Origin of the sequence: Gilliamella sp. B3817 (assembly GCF_026536705.1) — a bacterium.
GTDB lineage: Bacteria > Pseudomonadota > Gammaproteobacteria > Enterobacterales > Orbaceae > Gilliamella > Gilliamella apicola_I.
Map to the genome: position 1 here is coordinate 191366 of NZ_JAFNNV010000001.1, position 19340 is coordinate 210705.

The 19340-nt window shown below is 35.4% G+C and carries 15 protein-coding genes; all 15 read right to left on the reverse strand.

The window, feature by feature from the left end; genetic code table 11:
- Window positions 1–416: 416 nt before the first annotated feature.
- The 15 genes from J3U36_RS00810 to J3U36_RS00880 all read right to left on the reverse strand — a co-directional run bounded on the left by J3U36_RS00810 (window position 417) and on the right by J3U36_RS00880 (window position 19141).
- Window positions 417–2183: a DEAD/DEAH family ATP-dependent RNA helicase gene (locus J3U36_RS00810; RefSeq protein ID WP_267379150.1), complete on the reverse strand. Its 1767-nt coding sequence runs from the start codon at window positions 2181–2183 to the stop codon at window positions 417–419.
- Between the two features lie 376 nt (window positions 2184–2559).
- Window positions 2560–3411 (reverse strand): lipoprotein NlpI, encoded by an 852-nt coding sequence (gene nlpI / locus J3U36_RS00815; RefSeq protein WP_267350629.1) that lies wholly within the window; start codon window positions 3409–3411, stop codon window positions 2560–2562.
- A 25-nt stretch (window positions 3412–3436) separates the two neighbouring features.
- Window positions 3437–5551, reverse strand: a complete 2115-nt coding sequence (pnp, locus tag J3U36_RS00820) for a polyribonucleotide nucleotidyltransferase (protein ID WP_411597146.1) — start codon at window positions 5549–5551, stop codon at window positions 3437–3439.
- A 307-nt stretch (window positions 5552–5858) separates the two neighbouring features.
- The gene (rpsO, locus tag J3U36_RS00825) at window positions 5859–6128 is read right to left on the reverse strand and encodes a 30S ribosomal protein S15 (RefSeq protein ID WP_065559597.1); all 270 of its coding nucleotides are present in this window, start codon (window positions 6126–6128) and stop codon (window positions 5859–5861) included.
- Window positions 6129–6268: 140 nt separating this feature from the next.
- Window positions 6269–7192 (reverse strand): LysR family transcriptional regulator, encoded by a 924-nt coding sequence (locus J3U36_RS00830; protein WP_267379149.1) that lies wholly within the window; start codon window positions 7190–7192, stop codon window positions 6269–6271.
- A 425-nt stretch (window positions 7193–7617) separates the two neighbouring features.
- Window positions 7618–8373 carry a TSUP family transporter gene (locus tag J3U36_RS00835; RefSeq protein WP_267379146.1) on the reverse strand — a complete coding sequence of 252 codons (756 nt, stop codon included), beginning with the start codon at window positions 8371–8373 and terminating at the stop codon, window positions 7618–7620.
- A 13-nt stretch (window positions 8374–8386) separates the two neighbouring features.
- A complete protein-coding gene (aroC, locus tag J3U36_RS00840; protein ID WP_267379143.1) occupies window positions 8387–9457 on the reverse strand; it encodes a chorismate synthase in 1071 nt (356 codons plus the stop codon).
- 29 nt (window positions 9458–9486) lie between these two features.
- Window positions 9487–10380, reverse strand: a complete 894-nt coding sequence (prmB, locus tag J3U36_RS00845; RefSeq protein WP_267379140.1) for a 50S ribosomal protein L3 N(5)-glutamine methyltransferase — start codon at window positions 10378–10380, stop codon at window positions 9487–9489.
- A 629-nt stretch (window positions 10381–11009) separates the two neighbouring features.
- The gene (locus J3U36_RS00850) at window positions 11010–11537 is read right to left on the reverse strand and encodes a tail fiber assembly protein (RefSeq protein WP_267379137.1); all 528 of its coding nucleotides are present in this window, start codon (window positions 11535–11537) and stop codon (window positions 11010–11012) included.
- A gap of 1 nt (window position 11538) precedes the next feature.
- The gene (locus tag J3U36_RS00855) at window positions 11539–12966 is read right to left on the reverse strand and encodes a hypothetical protein (protein ID WP_267379134.1); all 1428 of its coding nucleotides are present in this window, start codon (window positions 12964–12966) and stop codon (window positions 11539–11541) included.
- 62 nt (window positions 12967–13028) lie between these two features.
- The gene (locus J3U36_RS00860; RefSeq protein WP_267379131.1) at window positions 13029–16664 is read right to left on the reverse strand and encodes a phage tail tip fiber protein; all 3636 of its coding nucleotides are present in this window, start codon (window positions 16662–16664) and stop codon (window positions 13029–13031) included.
- A 7-nt stretch (window positions 16665–16671) separates the two neighbouring features.
- The gene (locus tag J3U36_RS00865) at window positions 16672–17289 is read right to left on the reverse strand and encodes a tail assembly protein (RefSeq protein WP_267379128.1); all 618 of its coding nucleotides are present in this window, start codon (window positions 17287–17289) and stop codon (window positions 16672–16674) included.
- Window positions 17279–18001 carry a C40 family peptidase gene (locus J3U36_RS00870; RefSeq protein ID WP_267379125.1) on the reverse strand — a complete coding sequence of 241 codons (723 nt, stop codon included), beginning with the start codon at window positions 17999–18001 and terminating at the stop codon, window positions 17279–17281. The genes J3U36_RS00865 and J3U36_RS00870 overlap by 11 nt, the downstream gene beginning before the upstream one ends.
- A 1-nt stretch (window position 18002) precedes the next feature.
- Window positions 18003–18737, reverse strand: a complete 735-nt coding sequence (locus tag J3U36_RS00875; RefSeq protein WP_267379123.1) for a phage minor tail protein L — start codon at window positions 18735–18737, stop codon at window positions 18003–18005.
- Window positions 18738–18799: 62 nt separating this feature from the next.
- The gene (locus tag J3U36_RS00880; protein ID WP_220215504.1) at window positions 18800–19141 is read right to left on the reverse strand and encodes a phage tail protein; all 342 of its coding nucleotides are present in this window, start codon (window positions 19139–19141) and stop codon (window positions 18800–18802) included.
- Window positions 19142–19340 lie beyond the last annotated feature (199 nt).

The window sequence follows — 19340 nt, forward strand, 5'->3', positions numbered from 1 at the left end:
TATACTCTCAATCATATCTAAGGGCAAAATTCTCATCAGGATTTATTTAGAATAGCTTTACTTTGATAACATTTTTTGAAAGATAAAACGACATTGTTATTGACTAAACGGAATCAAGAATCCGAGTTGTAATTTGAGTTTTTTGAAATTGAGAAAATTAAAATAAATCTTGTCGATATGTCAGTAACGTTCACCAACTAATCAACGATTCAATTTGTAGTTAACTAAATGCCCCTTTTTCAGTTCTGTTAAGGTATTCTTTTGTTATGAATCCAAATCCGTTTAACCAGAAAGGCGTTCAATTTAGGTTATTGGGATTGAATTTAATTGAGATAGTTAATGTTTTGGTAATCTTAAAAAGATTTAGATCATAAAAAAAGCAAAAAAACCTCTACCAAATGGTAGAGGTTATATGATTAAAATTTAGGTGCAGATGAACGACCTCGTTTTTTTGCAAAACTTTTATCGTTCGATTCTGTTCGGTTACTTTTACGTCCCCGTTTAGCATCTGACTGAGCACCACTGACCAAGCTCATTTTCATTGGTTGATTCAGTACCCGTACTTTTTCTAAATGTTTAAGGATATTCTTTGGCATTCCTTTTGGTAACTCAACCGTTGAATGGGTTTCATAAAGTTTGATGTTACCAATATAACGACTACTAATATCCGCTTCATTAGCAATAGCACCAACAATATGCCGAACTTCAATACCGTTCTCTTTACCAATTTCAATACGATACATATCCATGTCACCCACATCACGACGTTCCCGACGTTTTGGCGACTCTCGATTATCGCCTCGTAGTCGACGTTCACCACCACGATTATCACGATCACGACCTTCACGAGATGGTTTGAATACTGGATCAGGCGGTAGAATTAATGGGCGCTCACCTTGTGCAAGTTTTAATAAAGCAGTTGCAATCGTTTCAAGATCCGCACCACTTTCAGTTTGGATTTGGCTCAGTATTGCTTGATATTGATCTAAATCATTACTTTCTAGCTGTTGTTGAACTTGCTGATTGAACTTAACTAAACGACGTTTTTCTAATAATTCTTTAGAAGGTAAGCCCACTTCTGGGATTGGTTTTTTAATTGTTTGTTCAATATTTTTTAGTAAACGACGTTCACGGCTATCAACAAATAAAATTGCACGACCTGCACGGCCTGCACGACCTGTTCGCCCAATACGGTGAACATAAGATTCTGAGTCTAAGGTAATATCATAGTTGATAACTAAACTAATACGTTCAACATCTAATCCGCGCGCTGCCACATCAGTTGCAATTAAAATATCTAAACGACCATTACGTAATCGATCAAGTGTTTGTTCTCTTAATTGCTGAGTCATATCTCCATTTAATGCAGCACAACTGTACCCGTGTTTTTCAAGCACTTCGGCGACATCAAGCGTTGCTGTTTTTGTTCGTACAAATATAATTGCAGCATCAAAATCTTCTGCTTCAAGAAAACGTATTATTGCCTCATTTTTACGCATTCCACGCACTAACCAATAACTTTGATCGATATCAGGCGCTGCTTGATTAGTCCCTTTTATCTGTACTTCTTTTGGATTATGCATAAATCGTTTAGTGATACGGCGAATTGGCGCAGGCATTGTTGCTGAAAATAGCGCTGTTTGATGATCTTCGGGAATGGCAGCCATAATATTTTCAACATCATCAATAAAGCCCATTCTTAGCATTTCATCGGCTTCATCAAGAACTAAACCTTTAAGATTTGAAAGATCTAATGTTTTACGATTTAAATGATCTAATAAACGTCCAGGCGTGCCAACTACAATTTGCGGTCCTTGTTTTAACGCTCGCAATTGCACATCATAACGCTGACCACCATATAGGGCTAATACATTCACCCCTTTCATATATTTTGAATATTCTGAACAGGCATCAGCAACTTGTATTGCAAGTTCACGTGTTGGTGCTAATACTAATAGTTGTGGCGCTTTTAAGCTTGCATCAATGTTCATTAAAAATGGAATGGAAAAAGCCGCTGTTTTTCCACTTCCGGTTTGCGCCATACCAAGCACATCTTTTCCATCTAATAATAGTGGAATACATTCAGCTTGAATGGGTGATGGTTTGCTAAAACCAAGATCATTTAATGCGTTAAGGATGTCCTCGGATAAACCAAGGTCAATAAAAGAAACTTCATTTGTCATGTAAACTCGCTTATAAATTTATCATATATATAAACTTTCTATTTTAATTGCTAAACAATTAAGCTTAATGAAATAAAGTAATTAATCTCAATATGGTTAAATGTTTAATTGCATTTCCTTGAAAAGAAAGCTATATATAAATTTATGCCAGCTCACTAAATTGAAAATTTACGATTCACATCAAAAATTAATTACCGATACTATAATTGATTATTGTTGTGAATGTTATATGGACAAATATCACATTTGCGCAATACTCTGATCCGATTAAGGATATAACTAATTAACGACTCATCAATAATTTGAACAAGTATTAATAGTCAATCAGAACTAAACTATAACAATATTTTCACTTTTAAAACTGGCATGACCCATGTTACTTTTCCTCAAGTAACTTCATTTCATAGAGTGCCTGTTGATGTTCAACAAAGTTATAAATATTATTAGCTAAAGCATATTTAAATAACATTTTGGCACGCTCATTATCACCTTTATTCTGATAATATTTACCCAAATAAAAGTAGGTTTCACAAAGACGCTCAGCTAATTGCCGATTATTTTCAACGCCTTCTTGAAGATTTTGCATCAATTTAGATTCATTAATTTTACCTAAATAAAATGCAACAATATGGCTACTATAAATCGATTTATCATTTAACCGATTATAACGGTCTTGTAGCATATTTAATGCTGTTTTCTTATCAATCTCATTTTCAATTAGATAAAGCCATAATAATCTAATTGGCTCATTCACATCATATTGATAAAACTGAAGTGCATCTCGGTTAGCAGATTGATAATGACCTGTACGATACAACGTGATTGCTCGATTCAGATATGCATAAGCATAAGCTGGATCGATTTCTAAAGTTGTATTAAAAGACATTAAGGCAACATCAAAGTCACCTTCTCTTAAAGCATAAGTCCCTAAAAAGTTATAAATATCTGGAATGTCAGCGCTATAACCTAATAAGGTAGAAAAATCAATTTGCGCAAATGCTTTAAAACCTAATGAATCATAAACAATTCCCCTTTCAAAAATAAGCTGCATTCGGGTTACAGTATCAATATTTTTTTGGGATAATTGTTGGCTAATCTGAGCAATTTTCAATTCATCATTATACGAAACTTGCTCAGGAACAGCCAAAAGGAGCGGTGAACTTGAACAACCTGACAATAGAATAACAGCTATAAGTAAGCAGACAATCCTCAGGTTGAAAAGTTTCATTTTAAAACCCCTAATGATTAATTTTTTATTCAGTAATTGGTGAATGTTCCGTTGTTGGTTCAATTGCATCTTTCATACTTAAACGAATTCGACCTTGACGATCAATTTCAAGGACTTTCACATTGACTTCTTGTCCTACTTTTAAGTAATCAGCTACTTTTTCGACACGGTGATCAGCGATTTGAGAAACATGAACCAATCCTTCTTTACCACCAATAATAGAAACAAACGCACCAAAATCAACAATTCGAGTGACTTTACCAGTATAAATTTTACCAATTTCAACATCAGCAACTAAATTATTGATACGCTCCATAGCATCTTTAGCTTTGTTCGCATCTGATGCTGCAATTTTAACTGTGCCATCGTCAGAGATTTCAATGGTTGTGCCTGTTTCTTCAGTTAATGCACGAATCGTTGCGCCACCTTTACCGATAATATCACGGATTTTATCCGGATTAACGTTCATTGTATAAATACGTGGGGCAAACTCAGATATTTCTTGACGCGGTTTATTAATCGCTTGGTCCATTACCGTTAAAATATGCAATCTGGCACCTTTCGCTTGATTAAGGGCAACTTGCATGATTTCTTTGGTGATACCTTCAATTTTGATATCCATTTGTAATGCACTCACACCTTCACGAGTTCCGGCTACTTTAAAGTCCATATCGCCAAGATGATCTTCATCACCTAAAATATCTGATAATACGACAAATTTATCGCCTTCTTTAACTAATCCCATTGCAATACCTGCAACTGATGATTTGATTGGCACACCGGCAACCATTAAGGCAAGTGAAGCACCACAAACAGAAGCCATAGACGATGAACCATTTGATTCGGTAATTTCAGATACGACACGTACGGTATAAGGGAACTCTTCTTGGCTAGGCATGACCGCAGCTACACCACGTTTAGCTAAACGCCCATGACCAATTTCACGACGTTTAGGTGATCCAACCATACCTGTTTCACCGACAGAATATGGCGGAAAGTTATAATGCAATAAGAAACGTTCAGTATATTCGCCAGTTAATTCATCAATAATCTGAGCATCGCGTTCAGTCCCTAATGTTGCTGTGACTAACGCTTGAGTTTCACCACGTGTGAATAAGGCGCTACCATGTGCTCTTGGTAATAAATTGGTACGGATATCCAGTGCCCGAACCATATCTTTTTCACGACCATCAATACGCGGTTCACCAGCGATAACGCGCTGACGAACAATTTGGCTTTCCAAATCAATAATAATGTTCATCACTTCGTTTTCATCAAGTTCTTCATCTTGCGCTTTTAAAGAGGTTAGCACATCTTCTTTAATCAGATCAATTTGCGCATAACGAGCTTGTTTTTCTGTGATACGGTAAGCTTCACCTAGACGATCTTTCGCTAATTCAGAAACAGCATTATATAATGCTTCATTTTTAACTGGTGGAACCCAATCCCATTTTTCACGATTCGCTTTCGCCACAAATTCATTAATGTTATCAATGACCACTTGTTGTTGCTCATGACCTAATACGACTGCAGCTAACATTTGTTCTTCACTTAATAAATCAGCTTCCGACTCAACCATCAATACCGCACTTTTCGTACCAGCAACCACTAAATCCAAACGGCTATTTTGTAGTTCTTTTACTGAAGGGTTCAATACAAATTCATCGTTAATTAAACCAACTCGAGCAGCACCAATTGGACCATGAAAAGGCACACCTGATAAGCAAAGTGCAGCGGAAGCACCTATCATTGCAACTAAATCTGGACTAACATCCGGATTGACTGACACGACTGTTGCAATGATTTGAATTTCATTAACAAATCCTTCTGGAAATAATGGACGTAATGGACGGTCAATTAAACGTGCAATTAACGTTTCGCCTTCGCTTGGACGACCTTCACGTTTAAAAAATCCACCCGGAATACGACCGGCAGCATAAGTACGTTCTTGATAATTAACTGTTAATGGGAAAAAGTCTTGTCCTTCTTTGACTTTTTTATTAGCCACCACCGTGACAAATACAGCGGTATCGTCCATATTAACCATGACCGCAGCCGATGCTTGACGTGCTAAAATACCTGTTTCTAAAGTAACAGTGTGACGTCCATATTGAAATTTTTGATATGTTGGATTAAACAAAATAATATCCTCTTGTTAATAATGCTGTTGAAATGAAAAGCTCGACAGGCAGTAGTTTTAAGTACAACTTATTGATTTTTTATTTCAACAATGTAGGGTCATCAACAAAAGATTATTTCACTGTCACGACTAATGACAGATCTATAAATTATAGAGCTCTCATTAGTCGCGCGAAACATGAGATACAATCTTTTAATGTGTTGATTTACAAAAACGAATTAATTTTACTTTCGAGCTGAGCATTATAGCAAAGCTCAAATTTTTAACAACGAAAAAGAGGCCTAGGCCTCTTTCAAGTAGATTTTGATTAGCGACGTAAGCCTAATTTTTGAATCAATTGGTTGTAACGTTCGATATCTTTACGGCGTAAATAGTCTAATAATTTACGACGGCTAGAGACCATGCGTAATAAACCACGACGGCTGTGGTGATCTTTTTTATGCTCAGAAAAATGACCTTGTAAATCATTAATACGCGCAGTTAAAAGAGCAACTTGAACTTCAGTTGAACCTGTATCGTTAGTTCCACGACCATATTCAGCTACGATTTTCGCTTTAGCTTCTACAGTTAGAGACATAATAAACCTCATAAAATTAGTATAAAACATGGCATGTCCGATCTCTAATTCAGACAACCTCGGTATTCATATAAATATGAATTGGGCGCAATTATACTGAATTTTATTAAAATAGCAATTTGATTTACGTAACTATAAGTTTACTTAAGTTCAAAGCCATACTCTTCTTGAATCAATTTTTTCAATGCTTCAATATAATTTTGTGCAGACAGGCTTAATTGGGCTTTTTGAGAAGTAATCCAACCTATCAAAATTTTTTCATTAACTTCAAGCGGTATGGATAAAATATCAGACCCATTTAAATCCGTACTTAATACGCCAGTACTAATCGTATAACCATTTAACCCATGCAACAAATTAAACAAGGTGGCTCTATCACTCACATGAATACTTTTTTTATGGTAAACAGTACTTAAAATCTCTTCAGAAAAATAAAATGAATTATATTCCCCCTGTTCGAAAGACAAATAAGGGTAATTTTCAAGATCACTTAACGTTAACGATTTCATTGATGATAAAGGATGATTGGTGCTGATAAATACGTGTGGGAGGGCTTCAAATAGCGGATGAAATGTCAATCGATGTTCTTTCAGTAAGCGTAGAATCACTTTTTGATTAAAATCTGTTAAATATAAAATCCCAACTTCACTTCGTAAATTAGCCACATCGGTAATGATATCGTAAGTTCTGGTTTCTCGGAGAGTAAACTCATATTCATCAGTATGATTTTTTTTGATGAGATTCACAAAGGCATTGACAGCAAATGCATAGTGTTGAGTGGAAATGCTACAAAGTTGTTTTGAAGGGACTTTTTTTGAATAATGTTGTTCTAATAATTCAGCTTGATCTAAAACTTGTTTCGCATAGCCTAAAAATTCAACGCCATCAGTGGATAATGAGACTCCTTTAGACGTTCGTACAAAAATTTCAATACCAAATTCTGCTTCTAATTCTTTAACTGCTGTGGAAAGACTCGGTTGCGTAATATAGAGATTTTTTGCAGCTTCATTAATTGAACCTGAACGAGCAATTTCTAAAATATAGCGTAATTGTTGTAGTTTCATAGCGTCACTTATTTAGTCGTATAAGCCCATTACGGGATAATATCTTGTTAACTATATACCAAAAATTTGCAGATGTGCACTAACTGATTGTTTAAAATTAAATCTGACATACAGGCACAATACTATTTAATTTATTTGTTTACCAAATGAAATGTAATTGGGATAGTTAAATGAATGAGGAGTTGAAAATCTAGACTAACAGGTTTTATAAGTGATGGGTGAAAGGAGTAAATGAAAGGATTAATTTTGCAACGTAATTGCGTGTGTTAATGAATAGAGCCAATTGATTCTACCGCTTTAAAAATTGTCTAGCTGACCAGTTATAGCATCTTTTTGATTCAATAAACATGTATATGAATCATGATAATTACCTATTAATCGACCTTGAATAAAGTTGACTTATCCTTGTTCCTATCTATTTGCCATTAAATAAAAAAATTTTCGTAGATTAGTTTGATGCTCATAATGGTCGAAACGGTGATTAACATAGGTCTGATTAATTTGCGCCCTTTAGTGATTACCATTTTAGCGCCTACCCTTGCTCCAATAAATTGACCTAATAACATAATCAGACCAATTGACCAAACAACTTCGCCACCTAAAATAAAAAAGATTAGACCAGCTAAATTTGAGGTGAAGTTTAAAACTTTAGTATTTGCCGTTGCTTTTGTGAGATTAAAACCAGCAAGGGTAATATAAGCCACAGCGTAAAATGAACCTGCTCCGGGGCCAAAAAATCCGTCATAAAAACCGATTCCCAAAGCAGGTATAAGTGCAAATTGAATAATAGAGAAACGACTTTTACGATCATCTTCGCCAACTTTTGGCGAAAGTAAAAAATAAATGCCCACGCTAATAGTTAGTATGGGTAGTAAAAGTTTTAAAAATTCAGCTTGAACATGGATGACTGAAATCGTACCTATAACAGAACCAATAAAGGCAAATACAATCGCCCACTTTTGCTGTTTTAAATCAACCATGCGTTGACGAATAAAATAGAGACTAGCGGAAAAAGATCCACCACAACTTTGTAGTTTATTTGTTGCTAAAGCGCTAGCAGGTGGCAGTCCTACAGCGAGTAAAGCTGGCACAGTTAATAGACCTCCGCCACCAGCAATTGAATCAATAAAACCAGCTAAAATGGCGATCGCAAATAATAAAACGAGTATTTCATCACTCATAAATGATTGCTCATCATAAATTTACTTCGCTGCATTGAGCTCGATAACGAAGATAATGATCCATCAGCACTATAGCCACCATTGCCTCAGCTATCGGAACCGCACGAATCCCCACACATGGGTCATGTCGCCCATGCGTAGAGACGTCAACCGATTCACCAAATACATTTATCGAACGACCTGATATTTCAATACTTGGCGTGGGTTTAAGGGCAATATTAGCTATTATCGTTTGTCCGGAACTTATCCCGCCTAAGATACCACCAGCATGGTTAGATAAAAAACCATTTGGTGTAATTTCGTCTCGATTTTCGCTTCCTCGTTTAGTGACAACCGCAAATCCGTCGCCAATCTCTACCCCTTTTACCGCATTAATGCTCATTAAAGCATGGGCGAGTTCAGCATCTAATTTATCAAAAACAGGTTCCCCCAATCCTACTGGAACATTTTCAGCCACAATGCAAACTTTAGCACCAATCGAATCGCCTTCTTTTCGTAACGATCTAAGCAATTGATCGAGCGATTCAAGTTTCGATTCATCTGCACAAAAAAACGGATTTTGTTCAACTTGCTGCCAATCTTTTAATTCGCACTCAATATCCCCCATTTGTGCTAAATAACCACGAATTTGAATACCAAGTTTTTCATGTAAATATTTTTTGGCTATTGCTCCTGCCGCTACGCGCATCGCTGTTTCACGAGCAGAAGAACGCCCTCCCCCTCGATAATCTCTTATCCCATATTTGTTGTGATAAGTGTAATCTGCATGGCTAGGTCGAAAAATATCTTTTATTTGGCTATAGTCTTGCGAACGTTGATCGGTATTTTCAATCATTAATCCAATACTTGTACCAGTTGTTACCCCTTCAAATACACCAGATAATATTTTAACTTGATCAGGTTCTCGGCGTTGGGTGGTATAACGAGAGGCGCCTGGGCGACGGCGATCTAAATCTATTTGTAAGTCTGATTCAGTTAATGCTAATCCCGGTGGTACACCGTCAACAATACATCCTAATGCAACACCATGCGATTCACCAAACGTTGTGACTTTAAATAATTTTCCGATTGAGTTTCCAGACATAATAACCTTATCCCGATTAATGCATAAATTTATTTAAAATAGTGATGATATTTCACCAAATCTTGCTGTGTGATTGAAAATACCCCGAATCCACCACGCTCAAAGTCAATCCAATTGAAAGGAACATCTGGATACTGTTCTTGCAAACTAACCCAACTATTTCCTACTTCACAAACAAGAACACCGTCGGGAGTTAAGTAATTAATCGCATCATGCAAAATTCGTTTTACTAAATCCAATCCATCAAATCCGGCTTCCAGCGCCAGTTTTGGTTCGTATAAATATTCTTCTGGCAAATCATTCATATCTTCTTCATCGACATAAGGCGGATTGGAGACAATAAGATCATATTGTTTAACCGGCAAATCATTAAAGAGATCCGATAAGATAGGAGTAACTTGAAAGTTCATTTCATGCAAGTCGATATTAGTTTGAGCAACATCGATTGCCTCAAGCGAAATATCAGTGATATCAACATGCGCTTTAGGAAAAGCATAAGCACAAGCAATACCAATACAACCACTACCGGTACAAAGATCTAAAATATGTCGAGGCGGTGTGGTAAGTAGCGTTTTGAAATGATCATCAATTAATTCACCAATCGGTGAACGAGGTATTAAAACTCGTTCATCAACATAAAAACTATGTCCACAAAACCACGCTTGATTCGTTAAATAAGGAGTTGGAACCCGATCGTCAATTCGCTTTTGAATAATATCAAACAGAAACTGTCTTTCTTCTTCCGTCAGATTGGCCGCGTAAAATTCGGGAGGAATAGATAATGATAATCCTAAACTGGCTAAAATAAGTTGTTTTGATTCATCGATAGGATTATCAGTTCCATGTCCTAAATAAATTTCTGATTGACTGAGTTGTGAAGTTGTCCAGCGAATAAAGTCCTGAACAGTACTTAAGTTTTCCATAATGGCTCCAAAAGATCGAGGAGAGGAAGATATCATTCGTCAATGAAGGTCATCTTATTCTCAATAAATATCGCAAATCGAGTGTTTAAACAAACCTTTAAAATTGTATCACTCATTTATTTCAACAATTTAATTATTCGCAATATAGGGTGAAGAAAGTAAGTTAAATAAATTAAATATATTCATTATGATAATCTATCATTTTAGAATTAATTTTAATTCATTTATGAATTTTTTAACTACGCGAAATATTATCAAAGTATTTTATTATATTCAATTATTCATTCTCAATCATAATAGTGAGTCATAGAGAGTGTTTTTTTAATAATGACTTGATTCAAATCAATACCTTTTTTGATAGGTCTTGGCTATTTATCAATTAATACTTAAAAAAATATTATAACTTTCTAATAGTTAAGATGTCTTTTCCAAAAACTAAAAACTATTTTGAAAATAAGAGGCTAATATAATATTTTTACAATATCTATTAACTATGCTTATTCTCTAAAATAGCCATATAAATTAGAAATAATTACGCTTTCAGCCTAGATCTATAATAAAACAATATTATGTTAGAAAGCTAAACACTTTTTAAGGTGACAAGCAAATGGAATTTGTAAAATATATTATTAAGGCTTGATAGGTAATTCAATATTTGGTTGATTTGCATCAATCGATTTTAATTGGATACGATAAAGTTTCCATTTTTTTAATAGTTTTTTGTCAGCATCGGTTGCAATATCAAGCTCTAATTTATCTTTTAAAATTTCTATTTCATTATTAGCCTCCGATACTAACATTGTAATGTTTGATAAGTTTTGTTTAATAATATAATCGTTTCTTTGTAATTCATCCAATATCCACTTATTTTGTTCCCATTTACAAAATTCAAATGGTTCTAACAAAGTAAATCCTTTTTTGATTTTTCCTAAATAATCTACTTTTACTGGCTCTTTAGTTTTAATGTTATAAATAATTTTGTCTCTATGATCTTCTACTAATGTCCATTTACCATTATTCTCACAAGGGTAAAAACCCTCTTTAAATTCAGGGGCTATACGCAGCGCATTATCAGGCGGTAATGTATCATCATTTGCATCTAATTGGTGTGTGTACGGTTTTAATTTATTTGCATTATCAAAATAATAATTGATCATTCTAAACTCCAAGATAAATTACAGGTGTCATACCGATATTCAATGGACGGTTTTCGTTAGCTGTAGGGACAACTCTTGATGCATCAATATCAAAAAAAGCCCATCTCATGCGCCGGTTACCCACTTGCAACCAATCGTCATCGCAATGATAAATCGATATTGCTCCATCTCTATCACCTTTATTAATATTTTCGTGTCCAATTATTGCTTTAGACGCTCCATTAGGAAGTGAACCTTTAATATTACGAATTGCATCATTCTCTATGTTACCGACTTGTCGAGCAGTTCCGTTAACCGCTCGTTCAAAATAGCCTCTTCCATCTGTTGCAAATGCTGTCGGGACGTTTATATATTGCTGGCCATTAATAGTTTTTATCGTAATTCGATGATCAAATTTATAGTTATAAGATAGATTATTTAAAACTTTTCCTTGTGGTGAATTTAATAGGAAATTATCTCCATTTCTAAAATACCAACCAAATGGCAATTCATTACGTCTAAATGGCATCAGACGTTGATCGCCAATAGTATCTTTTAATACAACATGATGATCAATTAAATAGATAGGCACACCATCTAAAACGATTTTATTAACAGGTAAGGCACCAATATCATCTGCTATGGGTTTATTAATTATTGAATATACTTTTTCACCATTTATTGTTAATTGATTAACGTCTAACGAACCATTAATAGCTTGATGTTCTATGCCTGTTTTTTGTATAAAATTCGAGCCATTTATCGATAATGCAGCATTTTTAGCGTCTAAAGCCGATTTGGCAGCGTTATCTGCTGATGTTTGAGATTCTGTAACGTTCTCTGCTGATTGTTTAATCAAACTCCTCACAACTGTTACATATTTATTTGCTAAATCGGCTGATTTATTGGCATTATCAGCATTATTTTTAGCCAACTCTGCACTATTAGCAGCTAAAGAGCTTGCATTTTTAGCATTGGCAGCATTATGTGCAGATAGCTCAGTGTAACCTCTGCTCTGTTCTAATAGCTCAAAAAACTCATTTGAAATTGCATATTGCGATTTTATAGTTACTTGCTGACCATCTGGAGCGGTTAAAGTCACTTCATCATCACTGGTTAGAATCATTTGCCATGCATCAAGTTGAGTTTGATAATAATTTAACATTTCTGATATTCTCAATGCTAACGCTTCTATAGATACCTTAGGCGATGTTGGTATTTCGTAATTCACCCCAGCTTTTGTTTCACCATTGTATTCATTTGCCAAAGTCAATTGCGTATCAGATTGAACAGAAGCTATTTCACATATTTCTATAGAATTTTTTGTTTTTAATATTAACATTTGACCTGAACAAACGCCAATTAATGGATTTGCCCATTTAGTATCAATTCCTGTAATTATTTTACTACCCTGTTCTATGTTAACAGAGCCAGATTTATACCATGACATAAATATCCTTATATTAAAAAGTTAACAATGATTTATTAGTTTTTTAAAAAATTTATCGGCTTTTATGATTTCATCGCGAATAATGAAATTTCTGGAACTCGTGGTTTATTCAAACCCCAATTTCTTGATTTTATTTCAAGTGTTGTTATTTCCCATGCAGGAATTTTGAAAGAAAAATTTCCTGTAACAATGTTTTGCCGGTTATAGCTTGCTATCGCTGTTCTGGCAAAAATCTTTTGTCCATTTTTATATACTGACATCTCGATTAGATCTTCTTTTGTACCAGTTCCTGTTGCTATAAGTGTTATTTGAGTGGAAATAACGGTCCTTTCAAAATAAGTTGATGGAATTGTTAAAATTTCCCCAAATTTCAAAGTATAAAGTTTTAAAAAATCACCCTCGATTTGGTTGACTGTTAATTTACCTTTGATCTGACAATTTTCATTAATTACAACATTATTCAACTCTCCTGATGTGGCACGCAGTCTCCCTGAAATGTCAGCATTAATGGCTTTCAATGTTCCTGTATGCTTAGATAATTGCCAACCAGATACACCCTCTCTAAAATTATTTGATTCAATAACATTGCCAATTTTCGTGTTCGTTATTGAAGCATCACCAATAACTGCATCATTAATGACAACTTGATTACCCTGTGTCGTAAAGACTGTTTGAGGATTCCCATTGGCTGAGTTCATGATTGAAAAACGATCTTGAAGAAAAATGACATTACTTTGCATTCCTTGTTCAGTATTTTCAACCCCCATCGTCATACCAGCGACATACTGTTGTCCTTTGTCATCTACTTCAACTTTCATTGTACGATGAGCTGAAACTTTACCATTTAAATTGTTTACCGTTTCACTGACATCTGAAATGGTGGTAGAGACATCTCCAACTTTTGTTTTAATTGCCTGTATTGATTTGGCAGTTGCGGCATTTTGTTCAGCGGTTGTCTGTTTTAATTCTGATAGATTGCTATTTATACTACCGTATTTTGAATTCAACTCCTTTAAAGCAATGGCTGTTGCTGCTTTCTCAGTTAATAACGCTGAATGGGTTTCTTGAATTTCAGCGGATAAGTTGCCGTTTTCAATTCTGCGCTGTTTTGTCTCAGCATCTATAGCCAGTGCATTTTCAATAATGGATTTTGCATTCGCTATTGAATTAATAGCAGCATTATCAGCAGATTCGACAAGAGATTGCCAAGCGTCTGTTTCTTTTATTTCTTCAAAAATATGGTCTGTCAAATCGTTAGTATTGGTACTTGAAACACCTCTAACCCAATCTGTCCAATCACTGATGTTACCAATTTTATCGACAAGGCGAGCACGGTAGAAAAACTGTTGACCTATAGCTAACCCGGTCTGAGAATAATTGCAAGTTGGGTAACTAACATTGCTTAATAGCAGGGCATTTTCTTCATTTTCAGTCGTACTATATTGAATTTCTGTGTAACTACTATCTTCGCTTCCAATTGGAAACGACCAATTAAGGTCAATACCAAATACCACATTTTCGCTAGCAGTAAAGTCTACTGGTCTGTCAGGTTTACCAACTTTTCCTATGATTGCTTTGGCTTGTGAATAAGCCCAGGGTGAAGAAGCATCAATCGCATTTACTGCTCGTACTCGAACTTCATATACACCAGTATAAACACCTTCGACGGTAAAATTCGTTCCATTAGTTCGCCCAATATTAATCCAAGACGAATTATCTTTTCTCCATTGAGCAATATAGTTTGTCGCACCTTCTACCACATCCCAAGAAGCTTGTAATGATGCCACCGACAGGCCTTGAGATATATAACTACTTTCTGATAAAACAATATTTTTGGGGGATGAAACTGAACTTGGTGGAGTGACTGTTATGGGTTTTGACTCTAATCGTATACCTTGATCTATATATTTGAATTTATTTGGATCATGATGAATAGCCGTAATTGTAAACTGACCCTCATTAGACGATGATATTGAGGTTACTCTATAAAACTGAATAGCGATATTATCACTATCAATACACCACACTGCGCCAGCAACTGGTGTCAGTTTATAATTAGACGTAACAGTGAGTGTTTTTTTATCTGTACTAATCGCTCTAATCGTTCGGCTTTGCGCAGTGCCATCCGGTAAATTAAGGACTAACCGATCGCCCACATCATATTCAACGGCTCTATCTAATGTGATTTTTCGCCCTTCAACGGCGTGAATACGCCCGCCATTTTCTTTGCCAGAACGAGAAGGGTCAGCAATCCCAATAATTCGCGCAGGTAAAGGAATATAGCCATCGAGTCCCACCGAAAATGTGATCACTTCATCTTTTGCATTAGAAAGTAAAGCCCAACGTCCACGTCGTTGCGCTTCAGCTTGCGAAGTACAACCTATCGCTGTTAATTTCATGACATTGACATCATAACGACGCATCAAGTCATGGTCCCACACAGCCTCAACATCATCACAATAATGATTGTTAGGATCAGAATATGCAACTAAACAGGATGTATAACGATTTTTATATGAACCACCAGAATAGGTAAAATCGCCAATAACATTAGAAGGATGATAGATAAAATCTGGTTCATCTTGCGGCATATCTGCGGTTAAACAGATCTGATCATTCCCCCAAAATATAATGCCCCGAAATGAAGCCACTAAATCTTTTAGAACGTTATAAGCCTCTTCTTGACTTTGTATATATTCATTACAAGCAAAGCGAGGTTCCATGCCACCTCGACCATCCGGTACCATTTGATCACAATACTGACCTAATTGATAAATTGACCATTTATCAAGCATTGTTGAATCAATTCTGACCCCCATACCTGCTATCTCATCACGCATCAAATAATAAGAAAGCCAAGCAGGATTATTGGTATATGCCATTTTAAATCCACCTGTCCAAGTGCCTGAATAGGTCCTGTTTACTGGATCATAATTGTCGGGTACTTGAACAATTTTCCCTTTCAGTTTACAACTAATTTTAGGAATAGAACCATTAAATTGGCTAGCATCTAACTCGATATAAAGTAGAGCGGTATTAGGATACCGTAATTTACTGTCAATAATTTCCGCATATGAAAAAACACTAAACGCATTAATCAATTTATTCGATTTTGAATCAGGTGTTAGTCGTCTAACACGTATAGTCCACCCTTCTAATGCATTTGGTAAATTGATGCGATGATCCCGCTGATATTCTGAAGTAGTTTTTCCATTAAATTCACCATGAATAACCGTTTCAAACGCACTGCCATCTGTTGATAAGTCAATAGTATACTTGGTAACAGTTCCTACCGTATCACCATTTTCTTTATAATGTAAATGACTTGGTAAACTTAATTTGATTCTTATGGCATCTAATTCTAGATTACTAAATGATCGTATCCAAGGATTGTCAGATTTTACTGTAAAAGCGGCTTTTAACTCATTACTTATCTCAGGTATTCCTTGAATATAATCTTGCGTTTGAGCACCATTACGGAATTCCCATGCAACACCATTAAAATTACGCGTACCATCGAGATTGGCTAGTGGAGTATTATCAATGAATATATTTTGTTCTGTTAGATCGCCTTGAATTTCCCCTTCACTTAATGCTAAAAGCACTTTGAGCTTTGCTGTTGAAAGCAAATTATCGGGTTGTTCATAAGGTCTATGTTGCTTTTTTTTACCGCCCTTTTGACCTTCTATTAATTGCATAATCCACCTATTGTTGATCTTCTGAATAAATACCCGCGTTAATCACTGCGCCACCAATTTCACGGTTACCCAATAAAACAGGAACAGGATATCCTACCGCATTGGTATTAACGGGCGCTCCAAAACCATAGTTAGGTTTATTTTCGGTATGTGATGCTCCTCCTGCATTAAATTTGGGTTGAGGAGTTAATAATTGAACAACCCCTCCTAACATCATACTAATACCAATACTGGTTAAAATAGACGTAACGGATAGTGTTCCCGCTGCCATCGCTGCACTCCATGCGGCTAGTGATGCTCCAGCAGTGAAAAATGCAGCAACCAAAGCAACAGCTCCGATCACAACTTGTAATAAACCACCACTTTTTGCACCTTGAGCTATCGGCATAATCACATAATTTTTGCCATTAACATTAATATCAAACTCATCAATTCCAATATTTTTTCCATCCACAAAAAAGGCAAACTTAATGCCTTTTAAATGAGCCGTACTCATATATTTTTCAAATCCTTTTATTGTCGCACAAAGTGCGCGTAGCAATTCTCGGATATTGTTTACGTCATACGTATGCTTTTTTCCAAATTGCCTTGCCATTGCACCTTTCAATGTTAACTTACTGAGCATTCAATAACTCCTTATGCCGCACAATGCGAACAGTTCTATCTCTAAAATATTTACCGTAAGGTGTACGTGTAGATAATTGACCGTACAGGTGGTGTAAAATAAGATTATCACCCACATAAATAGCAGCATGATTTGTGACTTGCGAACCAATGCGCATCATAATCATGTCTCCGACTTTCATATCATTCAGACCGACTTCAACAAATCCTTCTGCTTGCCAATTATCATCATAAAGATGCTCTTTGCCACTATCCCACCATTCTCGAGGCACTGAATAATTGTTTAATTTAATCCCATATTCACGATCATAATAATCCATTATTAATGACCAACAATCAGCGTGACCAAGCAACCATTGCCGTCCTGTATAATCTCGATTTATTCGTGGCGATATTGTGCAAAAGTCACCATCAGGAGCAGACATTATTCCCCATTCAATACCTGTATAATCACATTGAATACGGTCAAACTCTGACGGAACCAGTGACGTAACATCAGGATGAGAATGAATAATCATGATAATTTCACCTTGTTTTTCTGCAGCTATCTGTTCTTCTGGTGATATTAAAAAATGCGCTTTTGGATTATCTGAAATGTTTTTACAAGGTAGATAGATCTGTTTTTTTCCCGTATCAATAATGAATCCACAAGCTTCATTTGGGTATTCGCTATCCACATGCTTTTTGATTGAATCTAGTAATTTTTGTCGCATATTACTTACCTTGAAGATTAGCCGCAGGAAAACCACCAAACGGAAGAGGTTTATTACCATGTCGGGCTTTACAATCTTTTAATAGTCCTCCACATTCATCTTTTGCCGGATCTTCAACGGCAATTCCGTCTTTGGTGAAAAACTTATTTCCGGCATAATCACAGCCTGTACCTGAGCGGTACCATCCACGCATACACCAAGTACATATTGTTGTGATTTGCCTGGTAGGCAATTGTAAATTTTGAATATCAAATGGCGAACAAAGTTCAAATTCAACAATAGCTTTCGTTTCTTCGCGTTTATTATTAATAAAAAATAATTGAACTCTTTCTTGAGTTGGATCGGCTGTGGCATTACCTGCTAACCAGTTGTCTGAATCAAGGTATTTTGCCATTGTGGTATGAATTTTTACTCTCGCTTGAACTAAATCATCATAATCTATACACAATCTAGTCACTCTTCCGTCAATATTACCGATTGACAATTTAGGGGTAGGTTGTGCACCCGTACTACTTAATTCAAGATCACTTAATTCATACGGATACGGTAAATATTCTTTACCTTGCCATTTTATAGAAGGTAAATTTCCAACAGCAAAGGAAGCCCACCCTTCAGCAGAAATATTATGAGAATGAAATCGCAAAACCTCATCAAGCCCAAATTTTGTACAATCAACTTCAATAAGTTGTATCAGCTCATTGCCTTCAATGGCTTGTAAATCTTGTGTTATTGACATGTTCTCTCCATCAATCCCCAAAACTTAATTAAGAAAATTTTTTGAGGTTTACATTTGAATAATTAAGGTGCATAAGATTGGACAAAAGTAAAACTTAGCTTTACCACATTCGAAGAGATAAATTCAGATTTGATTGATTCGTTTTGAACACGATATAATCTTTCTTCTCCCCACGGATTAACCCATTGAAAGGAATGAATAATATGGCTGTTAAGAAACTGACGGATTTCAGATAATTCGTTACAATGACCCGTATAGGACAAATCCCATGTTTCACCTGATTTATTGATTCCAGAACTCCAAATTTGCGAATATCCATCGTTAAATTTTACTTCTGTGATACTCATTTTTTCCCCTCCATTGGGGGAATGCATTGTTTTCCATTTAAATTTATCTACTTTCATATACTCCTCAAACAAAATTTGGTTTTGAATATGTCTAGGTAATTTAGTTGAATTAAAAACATCAAAATTGAGTAATTAACAATACAATTTTTAGATATAAGCGTGAAAACGGATATTTATTGATGTGATCAATTCTAACTTTATGTTTTTTTTGCAATAAAAAATTAAGTTAATTGTGTTGAAATGAATCCAGTTACGC

What these genes read in the sequence shown, in the direction of transcription:
- J3U36_RS00810 (WP_267379150.1), bottom strand. Translation starts at nt 2,183, where the DNA reads ATGACAAATGAAGTTTCTTTTATTGACCTTGGTTTATCCGAGGACATC.
- nlpI (WP_267350629.1), bottom strand. Translation starts at nt 3,411, where the DNA reads ATGAAACTTTTCAACCTGAGGATTGTCTGCTTACTTATAGCTGTTATT.
- rpsO (WP_065559597.1), bottom strand. Translation starts at nt 6,128, where the DNA reads ATGTCTCTAACTGTAGAAGCTAAAGCGAAAATCGTAGCTGAATATGGT.
- J3U36_RS00830 (WP_267379149.1), bottom strand. Translation starts at nt 7,192, where the DNA reads ATGAAACTACAACAATTACGCTATATTTTAGAAATTGCTCGTTCAGGT.
- J3U36_RS00835 (WP_267379146.1), bottom strand. Translation starts at nt 8,373, where the DNA reads ATGAGTGATGAAATACTCGTTTTATTATTTGCGATCGCCATTTTAGCT.
- aroC (WP_267379143.1), bottom strand. Translation starts at nt 9,457, where the DNA reads ATGTCTGGAAACTCAATCGGAAAATTATTTAAAGTCACAACGTTTGGT.
- prmB (WP_267379140.1), bottom strand. Translation starts at nt 10,380, where the DNA reads ATGGAAAACTTAAGTACTGTTCAGGACTTTATTCGCTGGACAACTTCA.
- J3U36_RS00850 (WP_267379137.1), bottom strand. Translation starts at nt 11,537, where the DNA reads ATGATCAATTATTATTTTGATAATGCAAATAAATTAAAACCGTACACA.
- J3U36_RS00855 (WP_267379134.1), bottom strand. Translation starts at nt 12,966, where the DNA reads ATGTCATGGTATAAATCTGGCTCTGTTAACATAGAACAGGGTAGTAAA.
- J3U36_RS00860 (WP_267379131.1), bottom strand. Translation starts at nt 16,664, where the DNA reads ATGCAATTAATAGAAGGTCAAAAGGGCGGTAAAAAAAAGCAACATAGA.
- J3U36_RS00865 (WP_267379128.1), bottom strand. Translation starts at nt 17,289, where the DNA reads ATGCTCAGTAAGTTAACATTGAAAGGTGCAATGGCAAGGCAATTTGGA.
- J3U36_RS00870 (WP_267379125.1), bottom strand. Translation starts at nt 18,001, where the DNA reads ATGCGACAAAAATTACTAGATTCAATCAAAAAGCATGTGGATAGCGAA.
- J3U36_RS00875 (WP_267379123.1), bottom strand. Translation starts at nt 18,737, where the DNA reads ATGTCAATAACACAAGATTTACAAGCCATTGAAGGCAATGAGCTGATA.
- J3U36_RS00880 (WP_220215504.1), bottom strand. Translation starts at nt 19,141, where the DNA reads ATGAAAGTAGATAAATTTAAATGGAAAACAATGCATTCCCCCAATGGA.